Genomic DNA, 25,549 nt, shown 5'->3' on the forward strand with positions numbered 1-25,549 from the left:
GAATCGTCGAACGTGTCCGTTTCCGCCGCTGTTGCTTCCCCCATATCCGCCCCGGCCGCGCACGCGGTCGCGCCCCAGCATTTCGAGATCCTGCCGTTCGACGGCGCGCTCGGCGCCGAGATCGTCGGCCTCGACCTGTCACGGCCGATCGGCGAGGACGATTTCGCCCGCATCCACCGCGCCCACCTCGACCATCACGTGGTGGTGTTTCGCGACCAGCGCATCACGCCCGACGAGCACGTCGCCTTCAGCGCGCGCTTCGGCCCGCTGCAGCGGCATGTGCTGGCGCAGTTCGCGCTGCCCGGCCATCCCGAGGTGCTGATCGTCTCGAACATCCTCGAGAACGGCCAGCCGATCGGGCTCGGCGACGCCGGCCATTTCTGGCATTCCGACCTGTCCTACAAGGAAAAGCCGAGCCTGGGCTCGCTGCTGCACGCGCAGGAGCTGCCCGTCGAGGGCGGCGACACGCTGTTCGCCAACATGCACCTGGCCTGGGACGCGCTGCCCGAGGCGCTCAAGCGCGAGGTGGAAGGGCGCCGCGCCGAACATACCTACCTGGCGCGTTATGCCGAGCTGCAGGCGCGCAGCCCGTGGCGCCCGAACCTGACGCCCGAGCAAATCGCCCAGGTGAGGGCCGTCGATCATCCGATCGTGCGCACCCATCCCGAGACGGGGCGCCGCGCGCTGTTCGTCAGCGAGCACTTCACCACGCGCATCGTCGGCCTGCCCGAGGACGAGAGCCGCGCGCTGCTCGACGAGCTGTTCGCGCACAGCGTGCGCGACGAGTTCGTGTACCGCCATCAATGGCGCGAGCACGACCTGGTGTTCTGGGACAACCGCTCGCTGATGCACCTGGCGGCCGGCACGCCCGATCACCTGCGCCGCAAGCTCTATCGCACCACGATCGAGGGCGACGCGCCGCGCTGAGGCCGGTCTCGGCGCCGTGCCGCGCCTGCTTGCACCGATCCATCGCGGCGTGGTTCGCGTCGCGATGGGGGTTCGTGCACCCGCTTTCCGCTTTCATTTCCCCGCCAAGAGGTTCCCGATGCCGTCTCCGTTCCGCGCCGCGTTCGCGCGCTCCCGTTTCTCCGCGCGCCGCGCCGGCGCCTCGCTGCTGGCCGCGACGCTGGCCGTCGCCGGCTTCGGCGCCGCCGCGCCGGCCCATGCCGAGGGCAAGATCCGCATCGCCGAGCAGTTCGGCATCGTCTACCTGATGCTGAACGTGGCGCGCGACCAGCACCTGATCGAGCAGGAAGGCAAGAAGGCGGGGCTCGACATCCAGGTCGACTGGGTCAAGCTGTCGGGCGGCGCGGCCGTCAACGATGCGCTGCTGTCGGGCGCGGTGGACATCGCCGGGGCCGGCGTGGGGCCGCTGCTGACCGTCTGGGATCGCACCCACGGCCGGCAGAACGTGAAGGGCGTGGCCTCGCTCGGCAACCTGCCGTACTACCTCGTCAGCAACAACCCGGGCGTGAAGACCATCGCCGATTTCACCGACAAGGACCGCATCGCGGTGCCGGCCGTGGGCGTCTCGGTGCAGTCGCGCGTGCTGCAGTACGCGGCCGCCAAGCAGTGGGGCGACAAGTCCTACGACCGTCTCGACAAGCTCACCCAGGCGATCCCGCATCCCGACGCGGCGGCCGCCATCATCGCCAACAGCAGCGTGATCACCGGCCATTTCGGCAACCCGCCGTTCCAGCAGCAGGAACTGGCCGGCAACCCGAAGGCGCACATCGTGCTCAATTCCTACGACGTGCTGGGCGGCCCGAGCTCGGCCACCGTGCTGTACGCCACCGAGAAGTTCCGCGACGCCAACCCGAAGACCTATCGCGCCTTCGTGGCCGCGCTGAACGACGCGGCCAGGCTGATCGCCGCCGATCCCGAGCGCGCGGCCGACATCTATATCCGCGTCAACCAGTCGAAGATCGATCGCGCGCTGCTGCTGAAGATCCTGCGCGACCCGCAGGTGCAGTTCAAGACCGCGCCGCAAAACACGCTGGGGCTCGCCCAGTTCATGCATCGCGTCGGCGCGATCCGCAACGAGCCGAAGACGGTGCACGACTACTTCTTCGACGATCCCGCCACGCAGGGCGGCAGCTGATCCGGGCGAACCGGCCGGCGTCGCGCTTATCCGCCGCCGGCATTTGCATAGCCGCAATGATTGGTTGGGATCGCCGGGCGCCGCCGGTATGTTGATGTTTTATCCGTTGCACCGTCGAGGTCGAGCATGAGTCTGTCGAACGCCTGGTCCGCGCCGCATGTCGCGCGCGCCGGAAATGACGCCCAAGCCGCGCCGCGCGCCGCCCGGCGCGGTGAGGCCGGCGCCGCTGCCGAGCCGTGGGCCGGCGAGGCGCCGCTGTTGTCGGTCGATCGCGTCACGCTCGAATATCGCAGCGGCCAGCGCATCGTGCGCGCCACCCAGCGCGTGAGCTTCGAGGTCGATCACGGCGATCGCTTCGTGCTGCTCGGGCCCTCCGGCTGCGGGAAGTCGACCTTGCTGAAGGCGGTGGCCGGCTTCGTCGAGCCGGCCTCGGGCGGCATCTCGCTCGACGGCCGGCGCATCGACGGCCCGGGCGCCGATCGGGTCGCGGTGTTCCAGGAATTCGACCAGCTTCCGCCCTGGAAGACCGTGCTCGAGAACATCGCGTTCCCGCTGCGCGTGGCGCGCAAGCTGTCGCGCGCCGAGGCGCGCGAACGCGCCGGCCACTATCTCGACAAGGTCGGCCTGTCCTCGTTCGCGAACGCCTATCCGCACACGCTGTCGGGCGGCATGAAGCAGCGCGTGGCGATCGCCCGCGCGCTGGCGATGCAGCCGCGCGTGCTGCTGATGGACGAACCCTTCGCCGCGCTCGACGCGCTCACGCGCCGCAAGATGCAGGAGGAACTGCTGCGGCTGTGGGACGAGGCGCGCTTCACGCTGCTGTTCGTCACGCATTCGATCGAGGAGGCGCTGGTGATCGGCAACCGCATCCTGCTGCTGTCGCCGCATCCGGGCCGCGTGCGCGCCGAGCTGAACAGCGAGCGTTTCGCGCTCGACAGCATCGGCAGCGACGATTTCCAGCAGAGCGTGGCGCGCATCCATCACCTGCTGTTCGACGCGCCCGACGCGACGGCCGAGGACGCGGCACCGGCCCAGGAGCAACCTGCATGAGCACGCCATTCCCGCATTCCGGCGCCGGCGCGCCGGCCCGCCCCGAATACGAGCTGCCGCTGGAGCCGGCCGATGCCGGCACCGACAGCGTGCGCGCCTCGCTGGCCTCGCGCGTGCTCGGCTCGAGCGCGCTGCGCCGCGTGTTGATCGGCGCGGTGCTGATCGCGGCCTGGGAGATCGTCGCGCGCGTGGTCGACAACGACCTGCTGGTGCCGACCTTCGTCGCCACGCTGCGCGCCTTCGTGGAGGGCATCGCCTCGGGCGAACTGCTGGTGAAGACCGGCATCTCGCTGTCGGTGCTGCTGCGCGGCTACGCGATCGGCGCGGTGCTGGCCTTCGCGCTGACCTCGGTGGCGGTGTCCACCCGCATCGGCCGCGACCTGCTGTCGATGCTGACCGCCATGTTCAATCCGCTGCCCTCGATCGCCTTGCTGCCGATCGCGCTGCTCTGGTTCGGGCTGGGCACCGGCAGCCTGCTGTTCGTGCTGGTCCATTCGGTGCTCTGGCCGCTGGCGCTGAGCATGTACACCGGCTTCCTCGGCGTGCCGGCCACGCTGCGCATGGCGGGCCGCAACTACGGCCTGCGCGGGCTGCGCTTCGTCTGGCTGATCCTGGTGCCGGCCGCGCTGCCCTCGATCCTGTCGGGGCTGCGGGTGGGCTGGGCCTTCGCGTGGCGCACGCTGATCGCGGCCGAGCTGGTGTTCGGCGCGAGCGCGGGACAGGGCGGCCTGGGCTGGTACATCTTCCAGAACCGCAACGAGCTGTACACCGATCGCGTCTTCGCCGGCCTCGCGGCGGTGATCGTGATCGGCCTGCTGGTCGAGCATCTGGTGTTCGATACGCTCGAACGCCTGTCGATCCGGCGCTGGCACGCGTGAGGGCGAAACCGACCGCCGGCGGGTCGCGGCGGCCGTGCACGCGTTTTCGGCGATTGTGATAAATTTTCGCCGCGGCGCACTTCGGTGCGTCGCAACGTTCTCAGGGCGGGGCGAAATTCCCCACCGGCGGTAATCGTGCCTCGTGCACGTAGCCCGCGAACAGCTCGCGCCAGGCTCACCTGCGCGATGCCTGCCGACCCGGTGCGATCCCGGGGCCGACGGTCATAGTCCGGATGAGAGAGAGCGGGGTTTTTGCCGCACGCGCAAGGCGTGCGGTGTGGCCCTGTGCGCCCATTCAACCCGAACACAGGACCTGTCGATGACTCAGCCGTATTCCGTTTCCCAAACTTCCCCCCGCCGTATCGCCTTCATCCAGTCCTGCTGGCACAAGGACATCGTCGACCAGTGCAAGACCTCGTTCGTCGCCTCGCTGGCGGCCGCGGGCATCGACGAGTCGGAGATCGACTTCTTCGAGGTGGCCGGCGCCTTCGAGATCCCGCTGCACGCCAAGCTGTTGGCGAAAACCGGCAAGTACGCGGCCATCGCCTGCGCCGGTCTGGTGGTGGACGGCGGCATCTACCGCCACGAGTTCGTCGCCCAGGCGGTGATCTCGGGCCTGATGCAGGTCGGCCTCGAGACCGAGACGGTGGTGCTCAGCGCGGTGCTGACGCCGCATCATTTCCATCACGGCTCGCACGAGCACACCAGCTTCTTCCACGAGCACTTCGTGGTGAAGGGCAAGGAACTGGCGCACGCCTGCGCCGATACGGTGGCCAAGGTCGCCGCGCTGCGCGGCGCGGCCGAGGCCACGGCCATCAAGCAGGCGGCGTAAGCCGGCAATCGGCCCGGCAGCAATGAAAAAGCGGCCTTTCGGCCGCCCGTGGTTCGCGAGCGCCGCTCAGCGCTCGCCGGCCCGCCAGCGCAAGGGCGTCCCGCGCCGACGCACCTGATAGACCAGCCACAGCCACACCAACCAGCCCAGCCCGGCATAAAGGGCGACGCGCGTGTCCTCGAACCAGCCGATCATCGCCACCACGAACAGCATGAAGGCGATCGCCAGCGCCGGGCCGAGCGGCCACAGCGGCACGCGGAACTTCAGCGCCTCGACCTCGGCGCGCGGCAGCCGGCGCCGCATCGCCACCTGCGAGAGCAGGATCATCAGCCAGACCCAGACCGTCGCGAAGGTGGCGATCGCCGCCACGGTCTGGAACACGTCCTTCGGCGTCAGGTAGTTGAGCACCACGCCCACCAGCAGCGCGCCGGCCATCACCAGCACCGTCATGTAGGGCACGCCCTGTTTCGAGGTGGCGGCCAGCAGGCGCGGCGCCTGGCCCTGCCGGGCCATGCCGTAAATCATGCGGCCCGCGCCGAAGATGTCGCTGTTGATCGCCGAGATGGCGGCGCTGATCACCACCACGTTGAGGATGCTGGCGGCCGACTTCACGCCGAGCGCCGAGAAGATCTCGACGAAGGGGCTGCCGCTGGTGCCCACGCCGGTCCAGGGGAAGATCGACATCAGCACGATCATGGTCAGCACGTAGAACAGCAGGATGCGCACCGGCACCGCGTTGATCGCGCGCGGGATCACCTGCTCGGGGTTCTTCGCCTCGCCGGCGCTCATGCCGATCACCTCGATGCCGCCATAGGCGAAGATCACCACCGACAGCGAGGCCACCAGCCCGCCGAAGCCGTTCGGCAGGAAACCGCCGTGCGACCAGAGATTGGCGAGCGAGGGCGCGGCCGCGTCGGCGCTGCCCAGGTGCATGCCGACCGCGAGGATCGCGATGCCGCCGACGATCATCGCGCCGATCGCCACCACCTTGATGATCGACAGCCAGAATTCGAGCTCGCCGAACACCTTGACCTGGCAGAGATTGAGCCCGCAGATGATGGCCACGATCGCCAGCACCCAGATCCATTGCGGCACGCCCGGAAACCAGAAGCCCATGTAGATGCCGAAGGCGGTCACGTCGGCGATCGCCACGATCACCATCTCGAGCGTGTAGGTCCAGCCCGTCACGAAGCCCGCGAAGGGGCCGAGGTTGTCGCTGGCGTACTGGCCGAAGGAGCCGGCCACCGGCTCGCGCACCGCCATTTCGCCGAGCGCGCGCATCACCATGTAGACCGCCGCGCCGCCGATGATATAGGCGAGGATCACGGCCGGGCCGGCCAGGCGGATGGCGGAAGCGGAACCATAGAACAGGCCCGTGCCGATGGCCGAGCCGAGTGCGAGAAAACGGATGTGACGCGCGCCGAGATGGCGTTGCAAGTGCTTCATCGTGTCTCCGTGATTGGATTGACGGGCCGGCATCATGGCCGGCCGTAGCGCCCGAAGTTGTCTAGTCAAGTTGGGTCGGGCGGGGATCATCATACCAATGCTCGGCGCGCGGAAAAAGGGGCTGGGGAAGCAAGAATGCCGCGTCCTTTCGGACACTCGAATCAAGCCGAGTCATGCCGGTCAGGTTGATCGGCTTATTCACAAATCACTTGAATAAACAATTGGAGGATTCTGATTTTCTTTAATTGTTGCGAGTTCCCCGCATCCGGCCCCTGATGATTCGCGTTTGATGCTACCGTTCGCCACGAGAGAAAAATTCGTAAGAATGATAATGACGAACGACCAGACCAGCCGCCAAACCGGGGGGATGCGCGCAATGACGCGCGTCAACGTGTCCATCGCAGACATCCTCATACCGTGCCGCATCGCCGATGCCGCCGCGCGCCGATCCCGGCCGCCGGCCTCGATCGTCGGCGCCGGCGCCTCGGGCTAGTTAGCCGCCTCCAGCGCGGCGCTACCGAAGCCGTTTCCTCTCCAATCCGATTCGCGCGAATCGCGTGCGCACCGGCCAATGCCGGGGCCCGCGCGTGCGCGCGGCCGTGCCGGCCTGATCCCGCGCCGGCCAACCGTTCCACCGATGTTTTTCAACCGATGAGGAGCCCCTCGATGACTCAACCCCTTCGTTCCCGCGCCTGCGTGGCGGCCATGGCCGTCGCGCTCGCGCTCGGCCTCGGCGCCTGCGCGACCGAATCCTCGCGCAGCCTGCCGGTGGCGCCGACACCGAGCGCCCAGGTGCCGTTCGCCGGCAAGCCGGTGGCGATCTCGGTCGGCAAGTTCGACAACCGCTCCAGCTACATGCGCGGCATCTTCTCCGACGGCATCGACCGCCTCGGCGGCCAGGCCAAGACGATCCTGATCACGCACCTGCAGCAGAGCCGCCGCTTCAGCGTGCTCGATCGCGACAACCTCGACGAGATCCGCCAGGAATCGGCCTTCCTGAAACAGCAGCAGGCCGTGAAGGGCGCGCGCTACGTGGTGACCGGCGACGTGACCGAGTTCGGCCGCAAGGAAGTCGGCGATCACGAGCTGTTCGGCATCCTCGGCAGCGGCAAGCAGCAGGTGGCCTATGCCAAGGTGAACCTCAACATCGTCGACACCGCGACCTCCGAGGTGGTCCTGTCGAGCCAGGGCGCCGGCGAGTTCAGCCTGTCGAGCCGCCAGGTGATCGGCTTCGGCGGCACCGCCAGCTACGACTCGACGCTCAACGGCAAGGTGCTCGACCTGGCGATCCAGGAGGCCGTCGAGCGCCTCGTCGCGCAAGTCGACGCCGGCGCCCTGGGCGCCACCAAGTGAGCCGTGCATAAACGGCCATCCCGCGTTTCACCCTCGACCACACGACCACGATGAAGACCATCACGTTCATCCGCGGCGCCGGGCTGTCGCTCGCCGCCGCCAGCGCGCTGCTGACCGGCTGCGCCGCCCCGAGCACGCCGCCGCTCTACCAATGGGACGGCTACCAGCGCGGCGTCTACGACTACTTCAAGGCTGAGAAATCGCCGCAGGAGCAGATCGACGCGCTCGAGAAGTCGCTGCAGAAGATCCGCGCGCAGGGCCATCGCCCGCCGCCGGGTTTCGAGGCGCAGCTGGGCGTGCTCTACGCCACCGTCGGCAACGACGAGCAGGCGATGCAGGCCTTCCAGGCCGAGAAGGACTCGTTCCCGGAATCGGCCTTGTACATGGACTTCCTGATGAAGAAGAAGGCCGGCGGCAAGGATGCCGGGCCCGATCCCAAGCCGGCCGTCCAGCCCGCCACGGCGCCCGCCGCCGCTTCGGCGGCCCATCCCGACACCACCGCGCAGGCCGCGAACCACTGACCGGAGCTCCCCATGTTGCAACGCATTTCGATCAAGCTGCTGTCGGCCGTCGCGCTGCTGGCCATGCTGGCTGCCTGCGCGGGCCCCGTCCAGCACCCCGACTACACGGCCTTCAAGCGCAGCCAGCCGAAGTCGATCCTGGTGCTGCCGCCCGTCAACAACACCAACGAGGTGAAGGCGAGCTTCGGCGTGCTGTCGCGGGTCACCCTGCCGCTGGCGGAGTCGGGCTACTACGTGGTGCCGGTGGGCCCGATGGAGGAGACCTTCAAGTACAACGGCCTGACCACGCCCAACGACATCGCCGAGGTGTCGCCCGCCAAGCTGCGTGAGATCTTCGGCGCCGACTCGGCGCTCTACATGACGGTCACCCGTTACGGCACCACCTACCAGGTGATCGACAGCGTCACCGTCGTCTCGGTGAGCGCCAAGCTGGTCGACCTGCGCACCGGCGACGTGCTCTGGACCGGTTCGCAGAGCGCCACCGACAAGGAGCTGGGCGGCATGCACGGTGGCATGCAGGGCGGCGGCATGGTCGGCCTGTTCGTCAACCTGGCCCAGGCGGCCGTCAAGCAGATCGCGAAGACGGTGACCGACGAGAGCGTCGACGTGGCCGGGCTGACCAATGCCAAGCTGCTGTCGGCCGGGCCGCCCAACGGCCTGTTGTACGGGCCGCGCTCGCCGAAGTACGGCACCGACTGAGCCCGCGCGGCGGCGGGTGGCGGCCCGGGTTTCGGCTCGGGCCGCCGTGGCGCCGCCTTGCCATGACCCGTCGGACGGATCCGGTTTTCCGGAGCGTCCGACGGGTTTTTGTTGTTTACGGTGTCGTTCACGGCACCGCCGGCACCGGCTCCCACGGCTGTTACAAATTTTCCCGTCCCCGGCTGTCCCGTTTTCCGTTCTCGCGGGTCATGGCTGCAAGGACGGCTGTGAATGGGCGGTATGATCGCGGCTTCGTCCGCGTGCCGCACTGCCGCAAATTCCTGGAGGATTCGCGGCGGCGCGGCGTATCACGTGACTTTCGGAACCTGGATGGACAAGCTGTTGAAGCCTTACCCGACCTCGATCGCCGCGCCCGCGGCGCTGACGGCATGAGCGCCGGCCTCGAGCGCTGGCGGCGGCTGGCGCCGCTGGTGTCGCGGATCGTCTGCGCGATCGGCGGCGGTTACGCGCTCGGCGCGCTGGCCAGCGTGGCCGCGCTGGCCTTGCCGATCGCGGCGCCCCAGGCGGTGCTGACCGGCATGCTGGCCAGTTTCGCGTTCTACACCGGCGCGGTGATCTGGGTGTTCCTGGCGCGCAGCGCGACCCGCGCCTGGGCGGGGTTGCTCGCGGCGGCCTTGCCGCTCGCGGTGGCGGCCGCCTGCGTCGGCGCGGGAGTGATCGCCCGATGAGCATGGCACCGAACCCGACGACGCAACACGCCGCGAACCAGGGCGCGAAATCGGACATGAAGCCGGAAGCGAAACCGGGCGCGAAGCGCGCCGCCCCCAAGCCGCGCGGCGTGCGCCAGAGCATGTCGGACCTGCATACCTGGGCCGGGCTGCTGTGCGGCTGGATTCTCTACGCGATGTTCCTGACCGGCACCGTCAGCTACTTCAAGGACGAGATCTCGCAATGGATGCGCCCCGAACTGGCGCACCAGCAGCACACGCCCGACCCGGCCGAGGTGGCCAGGCGGGTGGTCGGCACCATGGCCACGCTGGCGCCGCAAAGCACGCAATGGGGCATCACGCTGCCGACCGATCGCAGCAACGTGGCGAGCGCGTTCTGGCGGCTCACGCCGGCCGAGATGGACAAGGGGCGCTTCTTCGGCGAGGCCGCCTTCGATCCGGGCAGCGGCCGCGTCACCGCCGCGCGCGACACGCTGGGCGGCGAATTCTTTTACCGCTTCCATTTCCAGTTCTATTACATGTCGCCGATCTGGGGCCGCTGGATCGCCGGCTTCTGCGCGATGTTCATGCTGGTGGCGATCGTCAGCGGCGTGATCACGCACAAGAAGATCTTCGTCGACTTCTTCACCTTCCGCTGGGGCAAGGGCCAGCGTTCCTGGCTCGACGCGCACAACGTGCTGTCGGTGTTCGGCCTGCCGTTCCACCTGATGATCACCTACACGGGCCTGGTCACGCTGATGACCCTGTACATGCCCTGGGGTAACCAGCTCGCGAGCAGGACGCCCGGCGAGCAGGCCGCGTTGAACGCGCAGATCAGCGCCTTCATCCAGCCGGCCGCGCCGAGCGGCCGGGCGGCGCCGCTCGCGCCGGTCGACGCGATGGTGCGCGTCGCGCAGGCGCGCTGGGGCGAGCACGGGGTGGGCATGGTGACGGTGGTCAACCCCGGCGACGCGATCGCGCGCGTGGCGGTGGCGCGCGCCGAGGCCGGGCGCGTGTCCTCGAGCCCGCAATACCTGGTATTCGACGGCGCTACCGGCAAGCTGGCCGAGGTGCACGACCGGGTGGGCGGCGCGGCCGAGACGCGCGGCGTGTTCTACGCGCTGCACCTGGGCCGCTTCAGCGACCTGCAACTGCGCTGGCTGTACTTCATCGTCAGCCTGGCCGGCACGGCGATGGTCGGCACCGGGCTGGTGATGTGGACCGTCAAGCGCCGCCAGCAACTGCCGGATCCGACGCGGCCGTATTTCGGCTTCCGGCTGGTCGAGCGGCTCAATATCGCCAGCATCGCCGGCCTGTCGATCGCGATGACGGCTTATCTGTGGGGCAACCGCCTGCTGCCGCTGGACCTGCCGCATCGCCAGGACGGCGAGATCAAGCTGTTCTTCGCGGTGTGGGGCATGGCCCTGCTGTACGCGCTGCTGCGGCCGGCGCGGCGCGCCTGGATCGAACTGCTGTGGCTGGCGGCCGGTTTGCTGGCGCTGCTGCCGGTGCTCAACGCGCTGACCACCGCGCGGCCGTTCTGGCGCAGCGTGGCCGAAGGCGATTGGGTATTCGCCGGCTTCGACCTGATGATGTGGGCCTTCGCGGCGCTGCATGCGCTGCTGGCGATCCGCGTGAGCCGCCATCGCGGCCGGGCCCGCGCCGCGGGCAAGGGCGGGGCGGCCGGCAAGGCGGGCTCGCGCGCCCCGGCCGCGAAACCCGACGAGGAGCGACTCTGATGGTGCCCGCGATGCTGATCGTTTGTCTTGCCGCCTTCGCCTGCCTCGCGCTGGCCATGGAGCGGCACCAGGAAACCGTGTTCGGCAAGGTGCTGGCCGCCGCGCCGACGCGCCTGCTGCGCTGGCTTGGCTGGCTCGGCCTGCTCGCCGGGCTGTGGCTGGCGGTGGCGGCGCGCGGCTGGGCGCTGGGGCTGGTGACCTACAGCGGGGTGACGAGCCTCGCCGCCGGAATCGTGATCGGGGCGCTGATCGTTCGCGAGCGGCGGGGCGCGGCGCGTTGAGCCGATCGCCGGCTCGTCGCGGGATTCATCCAATCAACAAGTCGATAAGAGAGAGGGCGCCATGAAGTGGCTGAAGCGGTTGTTCATCGAGTTCATCGTGCCGATCGCGATCATCATGGCGCTCAATCTCTTGGTCAATTTCGTGCTGACCTGGAGCGACGTATACGGCAGCTACATCGAGGATGGCGGGACGAAAGCCATAATCAACAGCGTCGGTGGCGTGCTGCTGTACTACCTCGGCAAAACCGTCCACGACGTGCGGCGCGCTCGCCGCTGGCGGAATCGAGGCGATTCCATCGACTGATTTCAGGGCCGGCGAGCCGCCCCTTTCAGCCCGCCTCGACGATCAATCCCGCCCGCACCGCGCGAATCCGCCGATCCACGAAATACCCGCCGCTTTCCACATAACGCAGCATCAGCCTCCCGCAATCGCGGCAGGCCCAGACATCGCACTGGTTGTACGGGAAGTAGCGCGGCGCGATCGGCGCCTCGGGCGACCAGTATTGCAGGCCGTCGGGCAGGTATTCGTCGTAGGACGGTTCCGCGCCGTCGTCGGCGCGCAAGGTGCCGACCTGCTCCAGCCGGCTCTCGTCGAGCGAGAGCGGCTGCGATTGCCAGCCCTCCAGCGGCGTCCTGCTGCAATCGCAGGCTGCCGCCTGCCGTGCTTCGGCGAGTTCGGCCAGGGCGCGCAGCGCCTTCGCGTCGAGGATGGAGTGAGTCATGGGCCGGGCAGGGGATCGGGAGCGGAGCGCCAGTGTAGACGGATTCACCGCGCGGCGCGCTCGGGTCCCGGCGCTCGGCCCGAGCGAATCCCGAGCCGCCCTCAATCGCCGCCGAGCTGGCGGTCCATGCGCGTCATCGCCTCGCGCACCTCGCGCTGGAACTGCGCCAGCGCCTGCGCGGCCGGCGCCGGCGGCTGCAGCGCCGCCCACAGCACCTCGATCAACTGGTCGGCGGTGCGCTCGGTATCGAGCGTGCGCCGCCCCAGGATCGCATCCCACAGCACATGCTCGATCGGCCCGAACACCAGCGAGCGCAGCAGGCTCAGCGGCATGTCCTGGCGCACCTGGCCCGATTCGCGGCCGCGCGCCAGCACCTCCATCAGCGGCGCCGTGTAGCGGCGCTGCAGCTCGCCCAGCTCGTCGCCGAGCATCTGCTGCTTGGCGCGGCCCTCCGACAGCACCAGCGCGCACAAGCCCGTGCCGTTCACCAGCATCAGCCGCAAATGGGTGCGCACGATGAAGGCGAACTGCTCGCGCAGCGGCGCGCCGGCCGGCAGCCCGGCCTCGAAGGCGGCGATGTTCTCGTCGTACCAATCGGCGATCACGCGCGCGCACAGCTCGCGCTTGCCGCGGAAATAGCTGAACACGGTCGCCTCGGACACGCCCACGCGCTGCGCGATCTCGGCCGCCGTCGCATGTTCATACCCCTTCTCGGCGAACACATCCCGGCCGGCGCGCAGGATGTCCTGCACGCGCTGCTGCGACTTGCGGCCGGCGGGCGCGCGGCTGCCCTCGGCGCGATCGGGTCTGACGGGCGTATCGGTCATGGCGTGAACGGGCAAGAACGGAGCGGTGCCGCCGATGATAGCCGAGATCCCGATGAAATTTGAGTGACACTCAAAAAATCGTTGACGCGCCCTCGACGCCCGCGCGACACTACGCGCCATCAATCCACATCAAATGACCTGGTTCGATCGATCGACGTCCGGGAAAAATTCTGAGCACAACTCAGATCGAGACACCCCACCGGATCGGCCGAACGCACTTTCTGGAATCGGAGGACACATGAGCAACCTGCCCGGCGTGCAATTCATGCTTGGAGAGGACATCGAGATGCTGCGCGACGCGGTGGCCGCGTTCGCCGCGAAGGAGATCGCCCCGCGCGCGGCCGAGATCGACCGCAGCGACCAGTTCCCGATGGACCTCTGGCGCAAGTTCGGCGAGCTCGGCGTGCTCGGCATGACGGTGAGCGAGGAATACGGCGGCACCGACCTCGGCTACACCGCCCACATGGTGGTGATGGAGGAAATCTCGCGCGCCTCGGCCTCGATCGGCCTGTCCTACGGCGCCCATTCCAATCTCTGCGTCAACCAGATCAACCGCAACGGCAACGAGGCGCAGAAGCGCCGCTACCTGCCCAAGCTGATCTCCGGCGAGCACATCGGCGCGCTGGCGATGAGCGAGCCGAACGCCGGCTCGGACGTGGTCAGCATGAAGCTGCGCGCCGACAAGCGCGGCGGCCACTACGTGCTGAACGGCACCAAGATGTGGATCACCAACGGCCCCGATTGCGACACCCTGGTGGTCTATGCCAAGACCGAGCCGGAAGCGGGCGCGCGCGGCATGACGGCCTTCATCGTCGAGAAGGGCATGAAGGGCTTCTCGGTGGCGCAGAAGCTCGACAAGCTCGGCATGCGCGGCTCGCACACGGGCGAGCTGGTGTTCCAGGACGTCGAGGTGCCCGAGGAGAACGTGCTGGGCGAGGTGGGCGGCGGCGTGAAGGTGCTGATGAGCGGCCTCGACTACGAGCGCGCGGTGCTGGCGGGCGGCCCGACCGGCATCATGGCGGCCTGCCTCGACGCGGTGGTGCCCTACATCCACGATCGCAAGCAGTTCGGCCAGTCGATCGGCGAGTTCCAGCTGATCCAGGGCAAGGTGGCCGACATGTACACCAACTTCCAGGCCTGCCGCGCCTATCTGTACGCGGTCGGCCGCCATCTCGACGCGGCCGGCAGCGGCCATGTGCGCCAGGTCCGCAAGGACTGCGCCGGGGTGATCCTCTACACCGCCGAGCGCGCCACCTGGATGGCCGGCGAGGCGATCCAGATCCTCGGCGGCAACGGCTACATCAACGAATACCCGGTCGGCCGGCTGTGGCGCGACGCCAAGCTCTACGAGATCGGCGCCGGCACCAGCGAGATCCGCCGCATGCTGATCGGCCGCGAACTGTTCGCCGAAACGGCCTGAGCCCGCGCCACGGAGCCCACACGATGCCGATCCTCGAATCGAAACTGAACCCCCGCTCGGACGAATTCCGCGCCAACCAGGCCGCGCTCGACGCGCTGGTGGCCGACCTGCGCGACAAGGTCGAGCGGCTCGCCCAGGGCGGCGGCCAGGCCGCGCGCGACAAGCACGTGGCGCGCGGCAAGCTGCTGCCGCGCGAGCGCATCGCCTTGCTGCTCGATCCGGGCACGCCGTTCCTGGAGCTCTCGCAACTGGCCGCCTACGGCATGTACAACGACGACGCGCCCGGCGCCGGCATCATCACCGGCATCGGCCGGATCGCCGGCCGGGAATGCGTGATCGTCTGCAACGACGCCACCGTGAAGGGCGGCACCTACTACCCGGTGACCGTCAAGAAGCACGTGCGCGCCCAGGAGATCGCGGCCGAGAACCGGCTGCCCTGCGTCTACCTGGTCGATTCGGGCGGCGCGAACCTGCCGAACCAGGACGAGGTGTTTCCCGATCGCGACCATTTCGGCCGGATCTTCTACAACCAGGCCAACCTGTCGGCGGCCGGCATCGCGCAGATCGCGGTGGTGATGGGCTCCTGCACGGCAGGGGGCGCCTATGTGCCGGCCATGAGCGACGAGTCGATCATCGTCAAGGAGCAGGGCACCATCTTCCTGGGCGGCCCGCCGCTGGTGAAGGCCGCCACCGGCGAGGAAGTCAGCGCCGAGGACCTGGGCGGCGGCGACGTGCACACGCGCCTGTCCGGCGTGGCCGACCATCTCGCGCAGAACGACGCGCACGCGCTGTCGATCGCGCGCTCGATCGTCGGCAACCTGGGCGGCAAGGCGCCGCCGCCGCTGGCCCTGGCCGAGCCGCTGCCGCCGCGCCACGACCCGGCCGAGCTGTCGGGCGTGATCCCCAGCGACACGCGCAAGCCCTTCGACATCCGCGAGGTGATCGCGCGCATCGTCGACGATTCGGCCTTCGACGAATTCAAGGCGCGCTACGGCACCACGCTGGTGACCGGCTTCGCCAGGATCTGGGGCCACCCGGTCGGGATCGTCGCCAACAACGGCATCCTGTTCTCGGAATCGGCCGTGAAGGGCGCCCACTTCATCGAGCTGTGCTGCCAGCGCAAGATCCCGCTGGTGTTCCTGCAGAACATCACCGGCTTCATGGTCGGCCGCAAGTACGAGAACGAAGGCATCGCGCGCCACGGCGCGAAGATGGTGACGGCCGTGGCCACCGCCAAGGTCCCCAAGTTCACGGTGATCATCGGCGGCTCGTTCGGCGCCGGCAACTACGGCATGTGCGGGCGCGCCTACTCGCCGCGCTTCCTGTGGATGTGGCCGAACGCGCGCATCTCGGTGATGGGCGGCGACCAGGCCGCCTCGGTGCTGGCCACGGTGCGCCGCGACGGCATCGAGTCGCGCGGCGGCAACTGGTCGGCCGAGGAGGAAGCGGCCTTCAAGGCGCCGATCCGCGAGCAATACGAGCAGCAGGGCCATCCGTATTACGCCAGCGCGCGCCTGTGGGACGACGGCGTGATCGAGCCGGCGCAGACCCGCGACGTGCTCGGCCTGGGCCTGGCCGCCGCCATGAACGCGCCGATCGAGGACACGCGCTTCGGCGTGTTCCGCATGTAAGGAGGCAGGGATGCGATACGAGACGATCCGGATCACCGAGCAAGCGCGCATCGCGACGGTCACGCTGGCGCGGCCCGAGGTGCGCAACGCCTTCAACGAAACCATGATCGCCGAGCTGACGGCCGCCTTCGTCGAGCTCGACGCGCAGGCGCAGGTGCGCGCCGTGGTGCTGGCCGCCGAAGGTCCGTCGTTCTGCGCCGGCGCCGACCTGAACTGGATGCGCAGGATGGCCGGTTACAGCGACGACGAGAACCGCGCCGACGCGCGGCTGCTGGCGCGCATGCTGGAGGCCGTGTATCGCTGCGGCAAGCCGGTGATCGCGCGCGTTCACGGCGACGCCTATGCCGGCGGGGTGGGCCTGGTCGCCGCCTGCGATATCGCCGTCGCGGCCGCGCCGGCGCGCTTCTGCCTGTCGGAGGCGCGGCTCGGGCTGATCCCCGCGACCATCGCGCCCTACGTGGTGCGCGCGCTCGGCGAACGCGCCTCGCGCCGCTACTTCACCACCGCCGAGGTGTTCGACAGCACGCGCGCCGCGCAACTCGGCCTGATCCACGAGGCCGTGCCGGCCGAGGCGCTCGACGCCACCATCGCGCAACTGGCCGAGACGCTGCGCAACAACGGGCCCGACGCGGTGCGCGCCTGCAAGCGGCTCGCGGCCGAGGTGGCCGGCCGCGCGCTCGACGACGCGCTGATCGAGCAGACCGCCGACTGGATCGCGGCCACCCGCGCCGGCGCCGAGGCGCGCGAGGGCATCGCGGCCTTCCTCGACAAGCGCTCGCCGTCCTGGCGCGAGTGAGCCGACCGAGCCGCACGCGCCAAGGCGCCTCCGAACCCGATTACCGACATCCGACCACCATGTTCGACAAGATCCTGATCGCCAATCGCGGCGAAATCGCCTGCCGCGTGGCCGCGACCTGCCGCCGGCTCGGCATCGCGAGCGTCGCCGTCTATTCGGACGCCGACGCGCGGGCCAAGCACGTCGAGGCCTGCGACCAAGCCGTGCCGATCGGCGGCGCCGCGGCCGCCGACAGCTACCTGCGCTACGAGCGCATCATCGAGGCCGCGCGCGCCACCGGCGCGCAGGCGATCCATCCCGGCTACGGCTTCCTGTCCGAGAACGAGGATTTCGCCGAGGCCTGCGCGGCCGCCGGCATCGTCTTCATCGGGCCGCCGGTCGCGGCGATCGCGGCGATGGGCTCGAAGGCCGCCGCCAAGGCGCTGATGCACGAGGCCGGCGTGCCGCTGGTGCCCGGCTACCACGGCGACGACCAGGACCCGGCGCTGCTGCATCGCGAGGCCGACGCGATCGGCTACCCGGTGTTGCTCAAGGCCAGCGCCGGCGGCGGCGGCAAGGGCATGCGGGTGGTCGAGCGCTCGGCCGATTTCCCGGCCGCGCTCGCGTCCTGTCAGCGCGAGGCTGCCAGCAGCTTCGGCAACGACCGCGTGCTGATCGAGAAATACCTGCAGCGCCCGCGCCACGTCGAGGTGCAGGTGTTCGGCGACACGCTGGGCAATATCGTCTACCTGTTCGATCGCGACTGCTCGGTGCAGCGCCGCCACCAGAAGGTGCTCGAGGAGGCCCCGGCGCCGGGCCTGTCGGACGCGCAGCGGCGCGCGATGGGCGATGCGGCGGTGGCCGCCGCGCGCGCGGTGGGCTACGTGGGCGCCGGCACGGTCGAGTTCATCGTCACCGGCGAGCAGTTCTACTTCATGGAGATGAACACGCGCCTGCAGGTCGAGCACCCGGTCACCGAGATGATCAGCGGGCTGGACCTGGTCGAGTGGCAACTGCGCGCGGCTTCGGGCGAGCCGCTGCCGCTGCGCCAGGACGAATTGCGCGTCAACGGCCATGCCATCGAGGCGCGTCTCTACGCCGAGAATCCGGCGCGCGGCTTCCTGCCGTCGACGGGCACGCTGCGCCATCTGCGGCTGCCGCGAGGCGCGGAATTCGCCATCGGCACCGCCGTGCGCGTCGATAGCGGCGTGCGCGAGGGCGATGCGATCACGCCGTTCTACGACCCGATGATCGCCAAGCTGATCGTGCACGGCGCCGACCGCGCCGAGGCGCTCAAGCGCATGGCGCGCGCGCTGCGCGACTGCGAGACGGTCGGCCTGTCGACCAACGTGGCCTTCCTGCAGCGGATCGTGGCCAGCGAGCCCTTCGCCACGGCCGATCTCGATACCGGGCTGATCGAGCGCAACCACGAGACCTTGTTCGCGGCCCGGCCGCTCGCGCCGGTGGCCGTGGCGCTGGCCTGCGCGGCGCTGCTGGCGCGCGAGGGGGCGACGGCGGCGTCAGCAGACAAGGGCAAGGGCGGAATCGGCAGCATGACCGCGCAGGCGGCCTCGCCCTGGGGCGCGCTGGGCAACTGGCGCCTCAACGGCGACTATCGCCGCAAGCTCGACTGGCAGTTGCCCGAGCGCGACACGGCGCTGGCGGTTCGCTACGAACATGGCGCTCACGGCGGCGCATCGCTCGCGATCGGCGAGGACGAAGCCCTGGCGTTCAGTTGGGCGGCCGGCGCCACGCCGCTCGACCTGGTGGTGACGATCGGCGGCGAACGCGGCGCGGGCCGCGTGGTGGCGGACGGCGACAACTTCCACGTATTCGTCGACGGCACGGCCGAAAGCTTCGTATGGGAGGACCCGCTGGCGCACGCCGGCGACGCCGAGCACGGCGGCGGCAGGCTGACCGCGCCGATGCCGGGCAAGGTGATCGCGGTGCTGGTGGAAGCCGGGCAGAAGGTCGAGGCCGGCGCGCCGCTGATCGTGATGGAGGCGATGAAGATGGAGCACACCATCGGCGCGCCCAGCGCCGGCGTGGTGGCCGAGGTGCTGTATGCCGTCGGCGACCAGGTGGCCGACGGGGCGCAGTTGATCACGCTGGAAACCGCGGCCTGATCGAGGGTCGCCGTTGCATGTAAGGGAGGCGGGACGCAGCGATGCGTCTCGCCTTTTTCGTTGCGGCGGGGCCTCAATGCCCGCGATACAGCGCGCGCAACTCGGCGGCCGAAACGGCCGGCCGCGCCCCCGATTCCGACGTGCCGCGGGTTTCGCTGCCCATGCCGTCCATGTCCTCGGCGGCGGCCACGCGTGCCTGCGCCGCCTGGAGGGCTTCGGGGTAATGATTCTTGTCGCCGTTCGGGCTGAAGCCGGCCTTCTCGAGCTGGACCAGCTCGGCGATGACCTGGGCGCGGGTGAGGGACGGGCCCGGTTGCGCGGCGAAGGCGATGGCAGGCGCGGCGACGAGGGCGGCCAGCAGGAGGTTGGCGACAGGGTTCTTCATGATCCGGATTCCTGAGTAAGAAGGCGATGGATTGGCTGGTGAGGTAATGCCTGGCGCCGCGCTCAGCGCAGCGAACGGAAGCTCGTGCGCAGTTCGCCGGCCAGCGCCAGCGGCTGCTCCCAGGCCGCGAAATGGCCGCCCTTGGGCATGCGCTGGTAATGGATCAGCTTCGGATAGGCCTGCTCGGCCCAACTGCGCGGCGCCGCGTAGATCTCGTCCGGGAACACGCTGACGGCCACCGGAATCGCGACATGCTTGGGCTCGAAGAAGTTGAGCTTGTTTTCCCAGTAGAGCCGCGCCGAGGACACGCCGGTGCGCGTCAGCCAGTACAGCGTGATGTTGTCGAGGATGTCGTCCTGCGTCAGGCCCTCCTGCGCGCCCTGGAACACGCGCGCGATCAACGCCTGGCTGGCCGCGTCGTGGTCGAGGATCCAGGCCGCCAGCCCGATCGGCGAATCCTCGATGCCGTACAGCGTCTGCGGGCGATTGGCCATTTCCTGCGCATAACCGAGCCCGTGCCGGTAGAAGCTATCGAGCTGTTCATAGGCATGCCGTTCCTCGGCCGAGAGGCTCGCCGGTGCCGGCTTGCCGTCCTTGAGCGCCTCGGCGATCCCGTCCGGCACGGTGGCGGGCATGTTGGTATGGATGCCGAGCAGCCCCGGCGGCGCGAGCAGGGCCATCTGCTCGGTCACCGCATTGCCCCAGTCGCCGCCTTGCGCCACGTAGCGCGTGTAGCCGAGCCGCTGCATCAGCACCACCCAGGCGCGCGCGATCCGAACCGGGTCCCAGCCCGTCGCGCTCGGCTTGCCCGAGAAGCCGTAGCCGGGCAGCGAGGGGATCACCAGGTCGAAGGCGTCGTCGGCGCTGTCGCCGTGGGCGGTCGGATCGGTCAGCGGGCCGATGATCTTCAACTGCTCGATGATCGAGCCGGGCCAGCCATGCGTGACGATCATCGGCAGCGCGCCGCGATGCTTCGAGCGCACATGGATGAAGTGGATGTCGAGGCCGTCGATCTCGGTCACGAATTGCGGCAGCGCGTTCAGGCGCGCCTCCATGCGGCGCCAGTCGTAACCGCCGGCCCAGCGGCGCGCGAGCGCCTGCATGGTGACGAGCTGCACCCCTTGCGAGGCGTCGTCGACGGTCTCGCGCTCGGGCCACTGGGTGTCGCGCACGCGGCGGCGCAGTTCAGTGAGCCGGGCTTCGGGGACGTGGATGCGCAGCGGGCGGATCGCCTCGGGCTTGCCGCCCGCGGCCGGTGCCGCGTCGGCGATCGAGGCGGCGGCCGGATCGGTATCGGCGAAGGCCAGCCGGCTCAGCGAACCGGCGGCGAGCGTGGCGGCGGCGACGCCGATGAAACGGCGGCGGGCAGGGATCGAATGGTCTTGCGGCATGGCGGGCTCCTGTCGTGCCGGCGGGGGGGCCGGTCGGTGGTGAGGCGGTAACGAGGCTGGTGCGGCGGCGGGTGCCGGCACGCATCGATGCACGGATTCGGATGCGCCGGCGACCTGGCCTTGCCTGCGTCGTCGATTTGAATCGCATGCGATGTGATCGAGTGCGTCGCATTCTAATCAAGTGGCTCGCCGTGTCAAGCGGTTACGACTGAATCGCATGCGATATTTATCACGATGATTTCGACTGAGGATTGGCGGTGGATTCGCCCGGTTCCAGGGCCGGCCGCCGCCGGGCAGGGCGGTGGAACGTATCGAGCGCGCCTTGCGCGGCACGGGCCGATGCGGGCGGGACAGCGCCGATCGGCCCATCGCGCGCAAAAATGTGGCGCCCCGGCCTCACCGGGCCCGGCCGGCGGTCGGAAGCCGGGCGCCGCTGCGCTATGATCACGCCTTTTGATCGCGCCGCCCGGCGCGAGCGCTTTTCCGACTTCCCGATGAAACGACGACTGTCCGCGGCTGCGCTGCGCCCATTCCCGCGTCCGCGCGCCTTGCAACGGCAACTGGGCCTCGGCCTGACCGTGATGGCCGCGCATGCCGCCGCCGCGCCCGCCGACACGCCCGTGCCGGCCCCGGTTCCGACTTCCGAGGCGCGCGCCGGCAAGGACGCCGAGCCGGCCGTGCGCGTGCTGCCGACGGTCGACGTTTCCGGCTCGGCCAATGCCGGCTGGCGGGCCCGCAGCGCCTCGGTGACGGGCCGCGACGACGCCTCGATCCTCGATACGCCGGCCTCGGTCACGGTGGTGAGCGCCGCGCGGATCGCCGACCAGCAGGCCAGGACGCTGGCCGACGTGCTGCGCAACGACGCCTCGATCAATGCCGACTACACGCCGGTCGGTTATTACGGCAACTTCACGATCCGCGGCTTCCCGCTCGATCCGGCCAGCGCGATCCGGCTGGACGGCCTGACGCTGTCCGGCGAGCAGAACGTGGCGCTCGAGAACAAGCAGCGCGTCGAGATCCTGAAGGGGCTGGCCGCGATCGACAGCGGCGTGCTCTCGCCGGGCGGCATCGTCAACTTCGTCAGCAAGCGCCCGGAAAACGTCTCGAGCGTGACGGCCGGCGTCGACAGCCGCGGCTCGACCTCGGCCGCGGTGGACCTGGGGCGCCGCTTCGGCCCCGACAAGCAATTCGGCTTCCGTATCAACGCGGCGAAGGAGAACCTCCATTCCTACGTCGACGACGCCAACGGCCGCCGCTCCTTCGCCTCGCTCGCGGCCGACTGGAACATCACGCCGCGCGCCAGCCTGCAGGTGAACGCCGAGTTCCAGCAATGGATCCAGCGTTCCGTGTCGGGCTACCAGTTGCTCGGCGGCACGGTGGTGCCGCCGGCCGCCTCGGCCTCCAAGCTGCTCGGCGTGCAGCCCTGGGCCAAGCCGGTCACCACCGACGCGCTCAACCTCAACGCGCGCTTCGACTACGCCTTCAACGACGACTGGCGCGCCTACGTCACCGGCGGTCGCAGCCGCACCATGATCGACGACAACGTGGCCTTCGCCTATGGCTGCGCTTACGTGCCGAGCTGCGGCGCCGGCGGCACCTCGCCGTTCTTCTTCGCCTCGAACGGCGATTTCGACGTCTACGACTATCGCAGCCCCGGCGAATACCGCCGCAACGACGAGGTGCGCGCGGCGCTGGCCGGCAAGTTCAGCACCGGCGCGCTGCGCCACGACGTGCTGTTCGGCGTGGGCGCGCTGCACCGCGTGGTGCGCCTGTCCACCTCGGTCTACGACTATGTCGGCAGCGAAAACATCTACGGCCCGGACCTGAGCTTCGATCCCTCGCCGAACAGCGCGAGCCAGTCATATCCGCAGCTCGACGCCTGGCAGGTCTCGCTGTTCGCCTCCGACAAGATCAGCCTCGGCGAGCACTGGCAAGTGCTGGCGGGCGGCCGGCAGGTGCTGCTGCGCCAGCGCGCCTGGACCAGCCAGGACGGCGAGCCGACCCGCACCGACCGCAGCAAGTTCCTGCCGCAACTGGCCCTGGTCTACAAGCCGGTGGCGCCGCTGACCTTCTACGGCTCCTACAGCAAGGACCTGTCGCTGGGCGACCAGGCGCCGGTGCGCGCCAGCAACGCCTACGCCTTCCTGCCGCCGCTCGAATCGAACGCCTACGAAGTGGGCGCGAAATACGACTGGGCCAACCGCCTGACGCTGACGGCCGCCGCCTTCACCATCAGCAAGCCCTTCGAGTTCGCCCAGCCCGATTCGACGGACGCCGGCTACACCTTCGTGCAGCGCGGCCGCGAGCGCCACGACGGCATCGAGCTCGGCGCCTCGGGCCGCCTGACCGAGCGGCTGTCGCTGAACGCCACGCTCGCGGCGATCCGCGCCCGCGCGTACGATTCCGGAACGCCCGCCTACGAGGGCCACCAGGTGATCAACGTGCCGGCGCTGCGCGCCACCCTGAACGCCGATTACGCGGTGCCGGGCCTGCCCGGTTTCGACCTGCTCGGCGGTCTCGAGTACAGCGCCAGCCGCACCGCCAACGAGGAGGGCAGCGCGCGCGTGCCGGGCTGGATCGTGGTGAACGCCGGCGCGCGCTACAGCACCAAGCTCGGCGGGCACCGCGTCACCGCGCGGCTGTGGGTCGACAACCTGTTCAACCGCTATTACTGGCGCGATGCCGGCGAACTGCAGGGCGACGCCTACCTGTTCATCGGCGCGCCGCGCACGGCACGCTTCTCGGTCACCTACGATTTCTGACGCGGCACGGAGCCCCGGCCTTATGTCACCTCTCGAAATAGCCGGCGTGGTGGTCAGCGCGCTCGCGATCTGGCTGACCGCGCGGCGCCATCTGCTGTGCTGGCCGGTCGGGCTCGCCTCGGTCGCCTTGTACGCCTGGATCTTCCTCGATGCCAAGCTCTATTCGGACATGCTGCTGCAGGGCGCCTTCGCGGCGCTGCAACTGTATGGCTGGTATCGCTGGCTGGCGCAGCGGCGGCTCGATGCCGGCCGCGTGGCGGGCGCCGATGCCGCGCACGTGGTGCCGGAGCGCGGCGTCGGCTGGCGCCGCGTGGCGCCCGACCTGCTCGCGGCTGTGCTGCTGAGCGCCTTGCTGGGCGGCGCGATGGCGCGCTGGACCGATGCCTCGCTGCCCTATGTCGATGCCACGCTGACCGCCTTCAGCCTGGTCGCGCAGTACTGGACCGCGCGCCGCTACATCGCCTCGTGGCAGCTGTGGTGTGTGGTCGACGTGATCTACGTGGGCATGTTCGTCTACAAGGCGCTGTACCTGACGGCCGGCCTGTATGCGCTGTTCGTGGTGCTGGCCGCGATCGGCTGGCGCGACTGGGCGCGTGCGCTGGCGCGCGCCGAGGCCGAGACCGAGACAATCGCGCCGCGTCTCGACGCCGCCGGGCGCGCATGAACACGATGCCGTCGGCCGGGGCCGCGCGATGAGCGCCGATTCCCGTTCCCGATCCGGGCCGCCTACGCAGCCAGGCCCGCCGCCCGCGCCGCGCCCCGGCGCCGAGCCGGACGATGCGAGCGCGCCGCCGCAGTTCACCGTCGACGGCGAGAGCACCGAGCGCGACTGGCCGCTGATCACGCGCGACGAGGTGGCCGCGCTGCTGGCCGCTTATCCGCGCCTCGGGCCGGTGGCGAGACTCGCCTGGCACAGCCCGCGGCCGTTCTCGGCCGCCGTGTTGGCCGGCATGGCCGACGGCGGCGAGGTGTTCGTCAAGCGCCATCACGCCAGCATTCGCGACGTGGCCGGGCTCGAGGAGGAGCATCGCTTCATCGCCCACCTGCGCGGGCAGGGGCTGCCGGTGGCCGAGGTGCTGGCCGATGCACTCGGCAGCACGGCGACGCGGCGCGGCGACTGGACCTACGAGGTGCACGCGGCCTCGCCGGGCGTGGATGTCTATCGCGGCGTGATGTCGTGGAAACCGTTCCTGCATGCCTCGCACGCGGCGGCGGCCGGGCGCATGCTGGCCACCCTGCATCGCGCCTCGGCCGGCTTCGACGCGCCGGCGCGCCAGCCCAAGCCGCTGCTGTCGAGCTTCCGGGTGCTGGGCGAGCCCGACCTGGGCGCCGCGCTCGACGCCTGGGTGGCCGCCCAGCCGCGCCTGGCGCGCGCCCTGGGCGGGCGCGACTGGCACGGCGACGTGCTGCGCGAGATCGGCCCCTTCCATCGCGAGCTGGTGCCCTTGCTCGATACGCTGGCGCCGCTCTGGACCCATGGCGACTGGCATGCCTCGAACCTGCTGTGGAGCGGCGAGGGTGCCGAGGCGACGGTGGCCACCGTGCTCGACTTCGGCCTTGCCGACCGCACTTGCGCGGTGCTCGACATCGCCACCGCGATCGAGCGCAACCTGGTCGACTGGCTCGCGCCCGAGGCGACGCGGCGCGTCGAGTACGAGCATCTGCATGCCTTGCTGGATGGATATGAGTCGGTGCTGCCGCTGTCGGATGCAGCCTATCGCGCGCTAGCGGCGCTGCTGCCGATCGTTCATACCGAGTTCGCGCTGTCCGAGGTCGAGTACTTCAACGGCATCCTCGCCTCGCCGGCCGGCACCGAAGCCGCCTACGACACCTACCTGATCGGCCATGCACGCTGGTTCGCCGGGCCGCAAGGGCAACGCCTGCTGGGCGTGCTGCGCTCGCGGCGGCCGGGCGCCTGAAGTCCGGGCGGAGTCGGCCAGCG

At 69.7% G+C, this 25,549-nt stretch carries 26 protein-coding genes and 1 riboswitch; of the genes, 20 read left to right on the forward strand and 6 right to left on the reverse strand.

Annotated elements, in window-relative coordinates; genetic code table 11:
• Positions 1-42 precede the first annotated feature (42 nt).
• From BM43_RS06530 to BM43_RS06550, 5 genes are all read left to right on the forward strand, one after another.
• Positions 43-927, forward strand: coding sequence for a TauD/TfdA dioxygenase family protein (locus BM43_RS06530; protein WP_042284611.1), 885 nt, complete (start codon positions 43-45; stop codon positions 925-927).
• A gap of 118 nt (positions 928-1,045) precedes the next feature.
• Positions 1,046-2,101 carry an ABC transporter substrate-binding protein gene (locus tag BM43_RS06535; protein WP_036056259.1) on the forward strand — a complete coding sequence of 352 codons (1,056 nt, stop codon included), beginning with the start codon at positions 1,046-1,048 and terminating at the stop codon, positions 2,099-2,101.
• A gap of 126 nt (positions 2,102-2,227) precedes the next feature.
• Entirely contained in the window at positions 2,228-3,151 is a 924-nt protein-coding gene (locus BM43_RS06540; RefSeq protein WP_036056257.1) for an ABC transporter ATP-binding protein, read from the forward strand.
• On the forward strand, positions 3,148-4,029 hold the full coding sequence (locus BM43_RS06545; RefSeq protein ID WP_036056254.1) for an ABC transporter permease: 882 nt from the start codon (positions 3,148-3,150) through the stop codon (positions 4,027-4,029). The genes BM43_RS06540 and BM43_RS06545 overlap by 4 nt, the downstream gene beginning before the upstream one ends.
• A 92-nt stretch (positions 4,030-4,121) precedes the next feature.
• Positions 4,122-4,278, forward strand: a riboswitch (FMN riboswitch).
• Between the two features lie 70 nt (positions 4,279-4,348).
• On the forward strand, positions 4,349-4,861 hold the full coding sequence (locus BM43_RS06550) for a 6,7-dimethyl-8-ribityllumazine synthase (RefSeq protein ID WP_036056252.1): 513 nt from the start codon (positions 4,349-4,351) through the stop codon (positions 4,859-4,861).
• 66 nt (positions 4,862-4,927) lie between these two features.
• Here BM43_RS06550 and BM43_RS06555 read toward each other — a convergent pair whose 3' ends face one another.
• Together BM43_RS06555 and BM43_RS40185 are read right to left on the reverse strand one after the other, a co-directional pair.
• The gene (locus tag BM43_RS06555) at positions 4,928-6,307 is read right to left on the reverse strand and encodes an amino acid permease (RefSeq protein ID WP_036056250.1); all 1,380 of its coding nucleotides are present in this window, start codon (positions 6,305-6,307) and stop codon (positions 4,928-4,930) included.
• A 198-nt stretch (positions 6,308-6,505) separates the two neighbouring features.
• Entirely contained in the window at positions 6,506-6,706 is a 201-nt protein-coding gene (locus BM43_RS40185) for a hypothetical protein (RefSeq protein ID WP_144417629.1), read from the reverse strand.
• Positions 6,707-7,012: 306 nt separating this feature from the next.
• Between BM43_RS40185 and BM43_RS06560 the strand changes: the two genes are divergently transcribed.
• The 8 genes from BM43_RS06560 to BM43_RS06590 all read left to right on the forward strand — a co-directional run bounded on the left by BM43_RS06560 (position 7,013) and on the right by BM43_RS06590 (position 11,872).
• On the forward strand, positions 7,013-7,660 hold the full coding sequence (locus BM43_RS06560) for a CsgG/HfaB family protein (RefSeq protein WP_370448944.1): 648 nt from the start codon (positions 7,013-7,015) through the stop codon (positions 7,658-7,660).
• 50 nt (positions 7,661-7,710) lie between these two features.
• Positions 7,711-8,181, forward strand: a complete 471-nt coding sequence (locus tag BM43_RS06565) for a DUF4810 domain-containing protein (protein WP_036056246.1) — start codon at positions 7,711-7,713, stop codon at positions 8,179-8,181.
• A 12-nt stretch (positions 8,182-8,193) separates the two neighbouring features.
• The gene (locus tag BM43_RS06570; RefSeq protein ID WP_025100329.1) at positions 8,194-8,880 is read left to right on the forward strand and encodes a DUF799 domain-containing protein; all 687 of its coding nucleotides are present in this window, start codon (positions 8,194-8,196) and stop codon (positions 8,878-8,880) included.
• 231 nt (positions 8,881-9,111) lie between these two features.
• Positions 9,112-9,273, forward strand: a complete 162-nt coding sequence (locus BM43_RS41290; RefSeq protein WP_155296513.1) for a hypothetical protein — start codon at positions 9,112-9,114, stop codon at positions 9,271-9,273.
• Positions 9,270-9,569 (forward strand): DUF3649 domain-containing protein, encoded by a 300-nt coding sequence (locus BM43_RS06575; protein ID WP_036056242.1) that lies wholly within the window; start codon positions 9,270-9,272, stop codon positions 9,567-9,569. The genes BM43_RS41290 and BM43_RS06575 overlap by 4 nt, the downstream gene beginning before the upstream one ends.
• Positions 9,566-11,287, forward strand: coding sequence for a PepSY-associated TM helix domain-containing protein (locus BM43_RS06580; protein ID WP_080742038.1), 1,722 nt, complete (start codon positions 9,566-9,568; stop codon positions 11,285-11,287). The genes BM43_RS06575 and BM43_RS06580 overlap by 4 nt, the downstream gene beginning before the upstream one ends.
• A complete protein-coding gene (locus tag BM43_RS06585; RefSeq protein ID WP_036056240.1) occupies positions 11,287-11,568 on the forward strand; it encodes a DUF3325 family protein in 282 nt (93 codons plus the stop codon). The genes BM43_RS06580 and BM43_RS06585 overlap by 1 nt, the downstream gene beginning before the upstream one ends.
• 61 nt (positions 11,569-11,629) lie before the next feature.
• Positions 11,630-11,872: a hypothetical protein gene (locus BM43_RS06590; protein ID WP_036056238.1), complete on the forward strand. Its 243-nt coding sequence runs from the start codon at positions 11,630-11,632 to the stop codon at positions 11,870-11,872.
• A gap of 25 nt (positions 11,873-11,897) precedes the next feature.
• Here the strand turns inward: BM43_RS06590 and BM43_RS06595 are convergent, their stop codons facing one another.
• Both BM43_RS06595 and BM43_RS06600 read right to left on the reverse strand, forming a co-directional pair.
• Positions 11,898-12,290 carry a hypothetical protein gene (locus tag BM43_RS06595; protein WP_036056235.1) on the reverse strand — a complete coding sequence of 131 codons (393 nt, stop codon included), beginning with the start codon at positions 12,288-12,290 and terminating at the stop codon, positions 11,898-11,900.
• A gap of 101 nt (positions 12,291-12,391) precedes the next feature.
• Positions 12,392-13,117 (reverse strand): TetR/AcrR family transcriptional regulator, encoded by a 726-nt coding sequence (locus tag BM43_RS06600; RefSeq protein WP_036056233.1) that lies wholly within the window; start codon positions 13,115-13,117, stop codon positions 12,392-12,394.
• Between the two features lie 238 nt (positions 13,118-13,355).
• Here BM43_RS06600 and BM43_RS06605 point away from each other — a divergent pair, with 238 nt between their 5' ends.
• The 4 genes from BM43_RS06605 to BM43_RS06620 are packed head-to-tail and all read left to right on the forward strand — an operon-like array spanning position 13,356 to position 19,069.
• Positions 13,356-14,537 carry an isovaleryl-CoA dehydrogenase gene (locus BM43_RS06605; protein WP_036056232.1) on the forward strand — a complete coding sequence of 394 codons (1,182 nt, stop codon included), beginning with the start codon at positions 13,356-13,358 and terminating at the stop codon, positions 14,535-14,537.
• A 23-nt stretch (positions 14,538-14,560) separates the two neighbouring features.
• Entirely contained in the window at positions 14,561-16,168 is a 1,608-nt protein-coding gene (locus BM43_RS06610) for a carboxyl transferase domain-containing protein (RefSeq protein ID WP_036056230.1), read from the forward strand.
• A 10-nt stretch (positions 16,169-16,178) separates the two neighbouring features.
• Positions 16,179-16,964, forward strand: coding sequence for an enoyl-CoA hydratase/isomerase family protein (locus BM43_RS06615; protein WP_013690313.1), 786 nt, complete (start codon positions 16,179-16,181; stop codon positions 16,962-16,964).
• Between the two features lie 59 nt (positions 16,965-17,023).
• Positions 17,024-19,069 carry an acetyl/propionyl/methylcrotonyl-CoA carboxylase subunit alpha gene (locus tag BM43_RS06620; protein ID WP_036056228.1) on the forward strand — a complete coding sequence of 682 codons (2,046 nt, stop codon included), beginning with the start codon at positions 17,024-17,026 and terminating at the stop codon, positions 19,067-19,069.
• A 73-nt stretch (positions 19,070-19,142) separates the two neighbouring features.
• Here the strand turns inward: BM43_RS06620 and BM43_RS06625 are convergent, their stop codons facing one another.
• The gene (locus tag BM43_RS06625; RefSeq protein ID WP_036056227.1) at positions 19,143-19,454 is read right to left on the reverse strand and encodes a DUF4148 domain-containing protein; all 312 of its coding nucleotides are present in this window, start codon (positions 19,452-19,454) and stop codon (positions 19,143-19,145) included.
• A 62-nt stretch (positions 19,455-19,516) separates the two neighbouring features.
• Complete coding sequence (locus tag BM43_RS06630; protein WP_036056226.1) at positions 19,517-20,845, reverse strand: epoxide hydrolase family protein; 1,329 nt, start codon at positions 20,843-20,845, stop codon at positions 19,517-19,519.
• Positions 20,846-21,426: 581 nt separating this feature from the next.
• On the opposite strand from BM43_RS06630, the gene BM43_RS06635 reads away from it, so the two are divergent.
• From BM43_RS06635 to BM43_RS06645, 3 genes are read left to right on the forward strand one after another with little or no spacing between them, the layout of a single operon-like run.
• Entirely contained in the window at positions 21,427-23,607 is a 2,181-nt protein-coding gene (locus BM43_RS06635; protein ID WP_230676469.1) for a TonB-dependent siderophore receptor, read from the forward strand.
• Positions 23,608-23,629: 22 nt separating this feature from the next.
• Positions 23,630-24,271, forward strand: a complete 642-nt coding sequence (gene pnuC / locus BM43_RS06640; protein ID WP_036056225.1) for a nicotinamide riboside transporter PnuC — start codon at positions 23,630-23,632, stop codon at positions 24,269-24,271.
• Positions 24,272-24,299: 28 nt separating this feature from the next.
• Complete coding sequence (locus BM43_RS06645; RefSeq protein WP_036056224.1) at positions 24,300-25,526, forward strand: phosphotransferase enzyme family protein; 1,227 nt, start codon at positions 24,300-24,302, stop codon at positions 25,524-25,526.
• Positions 25,527-25,549 lie beyond the last annotated feature (23 nt).

It is taken from the genome of Burkholderia gladioli (genome assembly GCF_000959725.1).
GTDB classification, from domain to species: Bacteria; Pseudomonadota; Gammaproteobacteria; order Burkholderiales; family Burkholderiaceae; genus Burkholderia; species Burkholderia gladioli.

Bases quoted from the DNA above. Each gene is read 5' to 3' on its own strand.
- BM43_RS06535 (WP_036056259.1), top strand. From the start codon at position 1,046: ATGCCGTCTCCGTTCCGCGCCGCGTTCGCGCGCTCCCGTTTCTCCGCG.
- BM43_RS06540 (WP_036056257.1), top strand. From the start codon at position 2,228: ATGAGTCTGTCGAACGCCTGGTCCGCGCCGCATGTCGCGCGCGCCGGA.
- BM43_RS06545 (WP_036056254.1), top strand. From the start codon at position 3,148: ATGAGCACGCCATTCCCGCATTCCGGCGCCGGCGCGCCGGCCCGCCCC.
- BM43_RS06550 (WP_036056252.1), top strand. From the start codon at position 4,349: ATGACTCAGCCGTATTCCGTTTCCCAAACTTCCCCCCGCCGTATCGCC.
- BM43_RS06555 (WP_036056250.1), bottom strand. From the start codon at position 6,307: ATGAAGCACTTGCAACGCCATCTCGGCGCGCGTCACATCCGTTTTCTC.
- BM43_RS40185 (WP_144417629.1), bottom strand. From the start codon at position 6,706: ATGGACACGTTGACGCGCGTCATTGCGCGCATCCCCCCGGTTTGGCGG.
- BM43_RS06560 (WP_370448944.1), top strand. From the start codon at position 7,013: ATGGCCGTCGCGCTCGCGCTCGGCCTCGGCGCCTGCGCGACCGAATCC.
- BM43_RS06565 (WP_036056246.1), top strand. From the start codon at position 7,711: ATGAAGACCATCACGTTCATCCGCGGCGCCGGGCTGTCGCTCGCCGCC.
- BM43_RS06570 (WP_025100329.1), top strand. From the start codon at position 8,194: ATGTTGCAACGCATTTCGATCAAGCTGCTGTCGGCCGTCGCGCTGCTG.
- BM43_RS41290 (WP_155296513.1), top strand. From the start codon at position 9,112: ATGGGCGGTATGATCGCGGCTTCGTCCGCGTGCCGCACTGCCGCAAAT.
- BM43_RS06575 (WP_036056242.1), top strand. From the start codon at position 9,270: ATGAGCGCCGGCCTCGAGCGCTGGCGGCGGCTGGCGCCGCTGGTGTCG.
- BM43_RS06580 (WP_080742038.1), top strand. From the start codon at position 9,566: ATGAGCATGGCACCGAACCCGACGACGCAACACGCCGCGAACCAGGGC.
- BM43_RS06585 (WP_036056240.1), top strand. From the start codon at position 11,287: ATGGTGCCCGCGATGCTGATCGTTTGTCTTGCCGCCTTCGCCTGCCTC.
- BM43_RS06590 (WP_036056238.1), top strand. From the start codon at position 11,630: ATGAAGTGGCTGAAGCGGTTGTTCATCGAGTTCATCGTGCCGATCGCG.
- BM43_RS06595 (WP_036056235.1), bottom strand. From the start codon at position 12,290: ATGACTCACTCCATCCTCGACGCGAAGGCGCTGCGCGCCCTGGCCGAA.
- BM43_RS06600 (WP_036056233.1), bottom strand. From the start codon at position 13,117: ATGACCGATACGCCCGTCAGACCCGATCGCGCCGAGGGCAGCCGCGCG.
- BM43_RS06605 (WP_036056232.1), top strand. From the start codon at position 13,356: ATGAGCAACCTGCCCGGCGTGCAATTCATGCTTGGAGAGGACATCGAG.
- BM43_RS06610 (WP_036056230.1), top strand. From the start codon at position 14,561: ATGCCGATCCTCGAATCGAAACTGAACCCCCGCTCGGACGAATTCCGC.
- BM43_RS06615 (WP_013690313.1), top strand. From the start codon at position 16,179: ATGCGATACGAGACGATCCGGATCACCGAGCAAGCGCGCATCGCGACG.
- BM43_RS06620 (WP_036056228.1), top strand. From the start codon at position 17,024: ATGTTCGACAAGATCCTGATCGCCAATCGCGGCGAAATCGCCTGCCGC.
- BM43_RS06625 (WP_036056227.1), bottom strand. From the start codon at position 19,454: ATGAAGAACCCTGTCGCCAACCTCCTGCTGGCCGCCCTCGTCGCCGCG.
- BM43_RS06630 (WP_036056226.1), bottom strand. From the start codon at position 20,845: ATGCCGCAAGACCATTCGATCCCTGCCCGCCGCCGTTTCATCGGCGTC.
- BM43_RS06635 (WP_230676469.1), top strand. From the start codon at position 21,427: ATGGCCGCGCATGCCGCCGCCGCGCCCGCCGACACGCCCGTGCCGGCC.
- pnuC (WP_036056225.1), top strand. From the start codon at position 23,630: ATGTCACCTCTCGAAATAGCCGGCGTGGTGGTCAGCGCGCTCGCGATC.
- BM43_RS06645 (WP_036056224.1), top strand. From the start codon at position 24,300: ATGAGCGCCGATTCCCGTTCCCGATCCGGGCCGCCTACGCAGCCAGGC.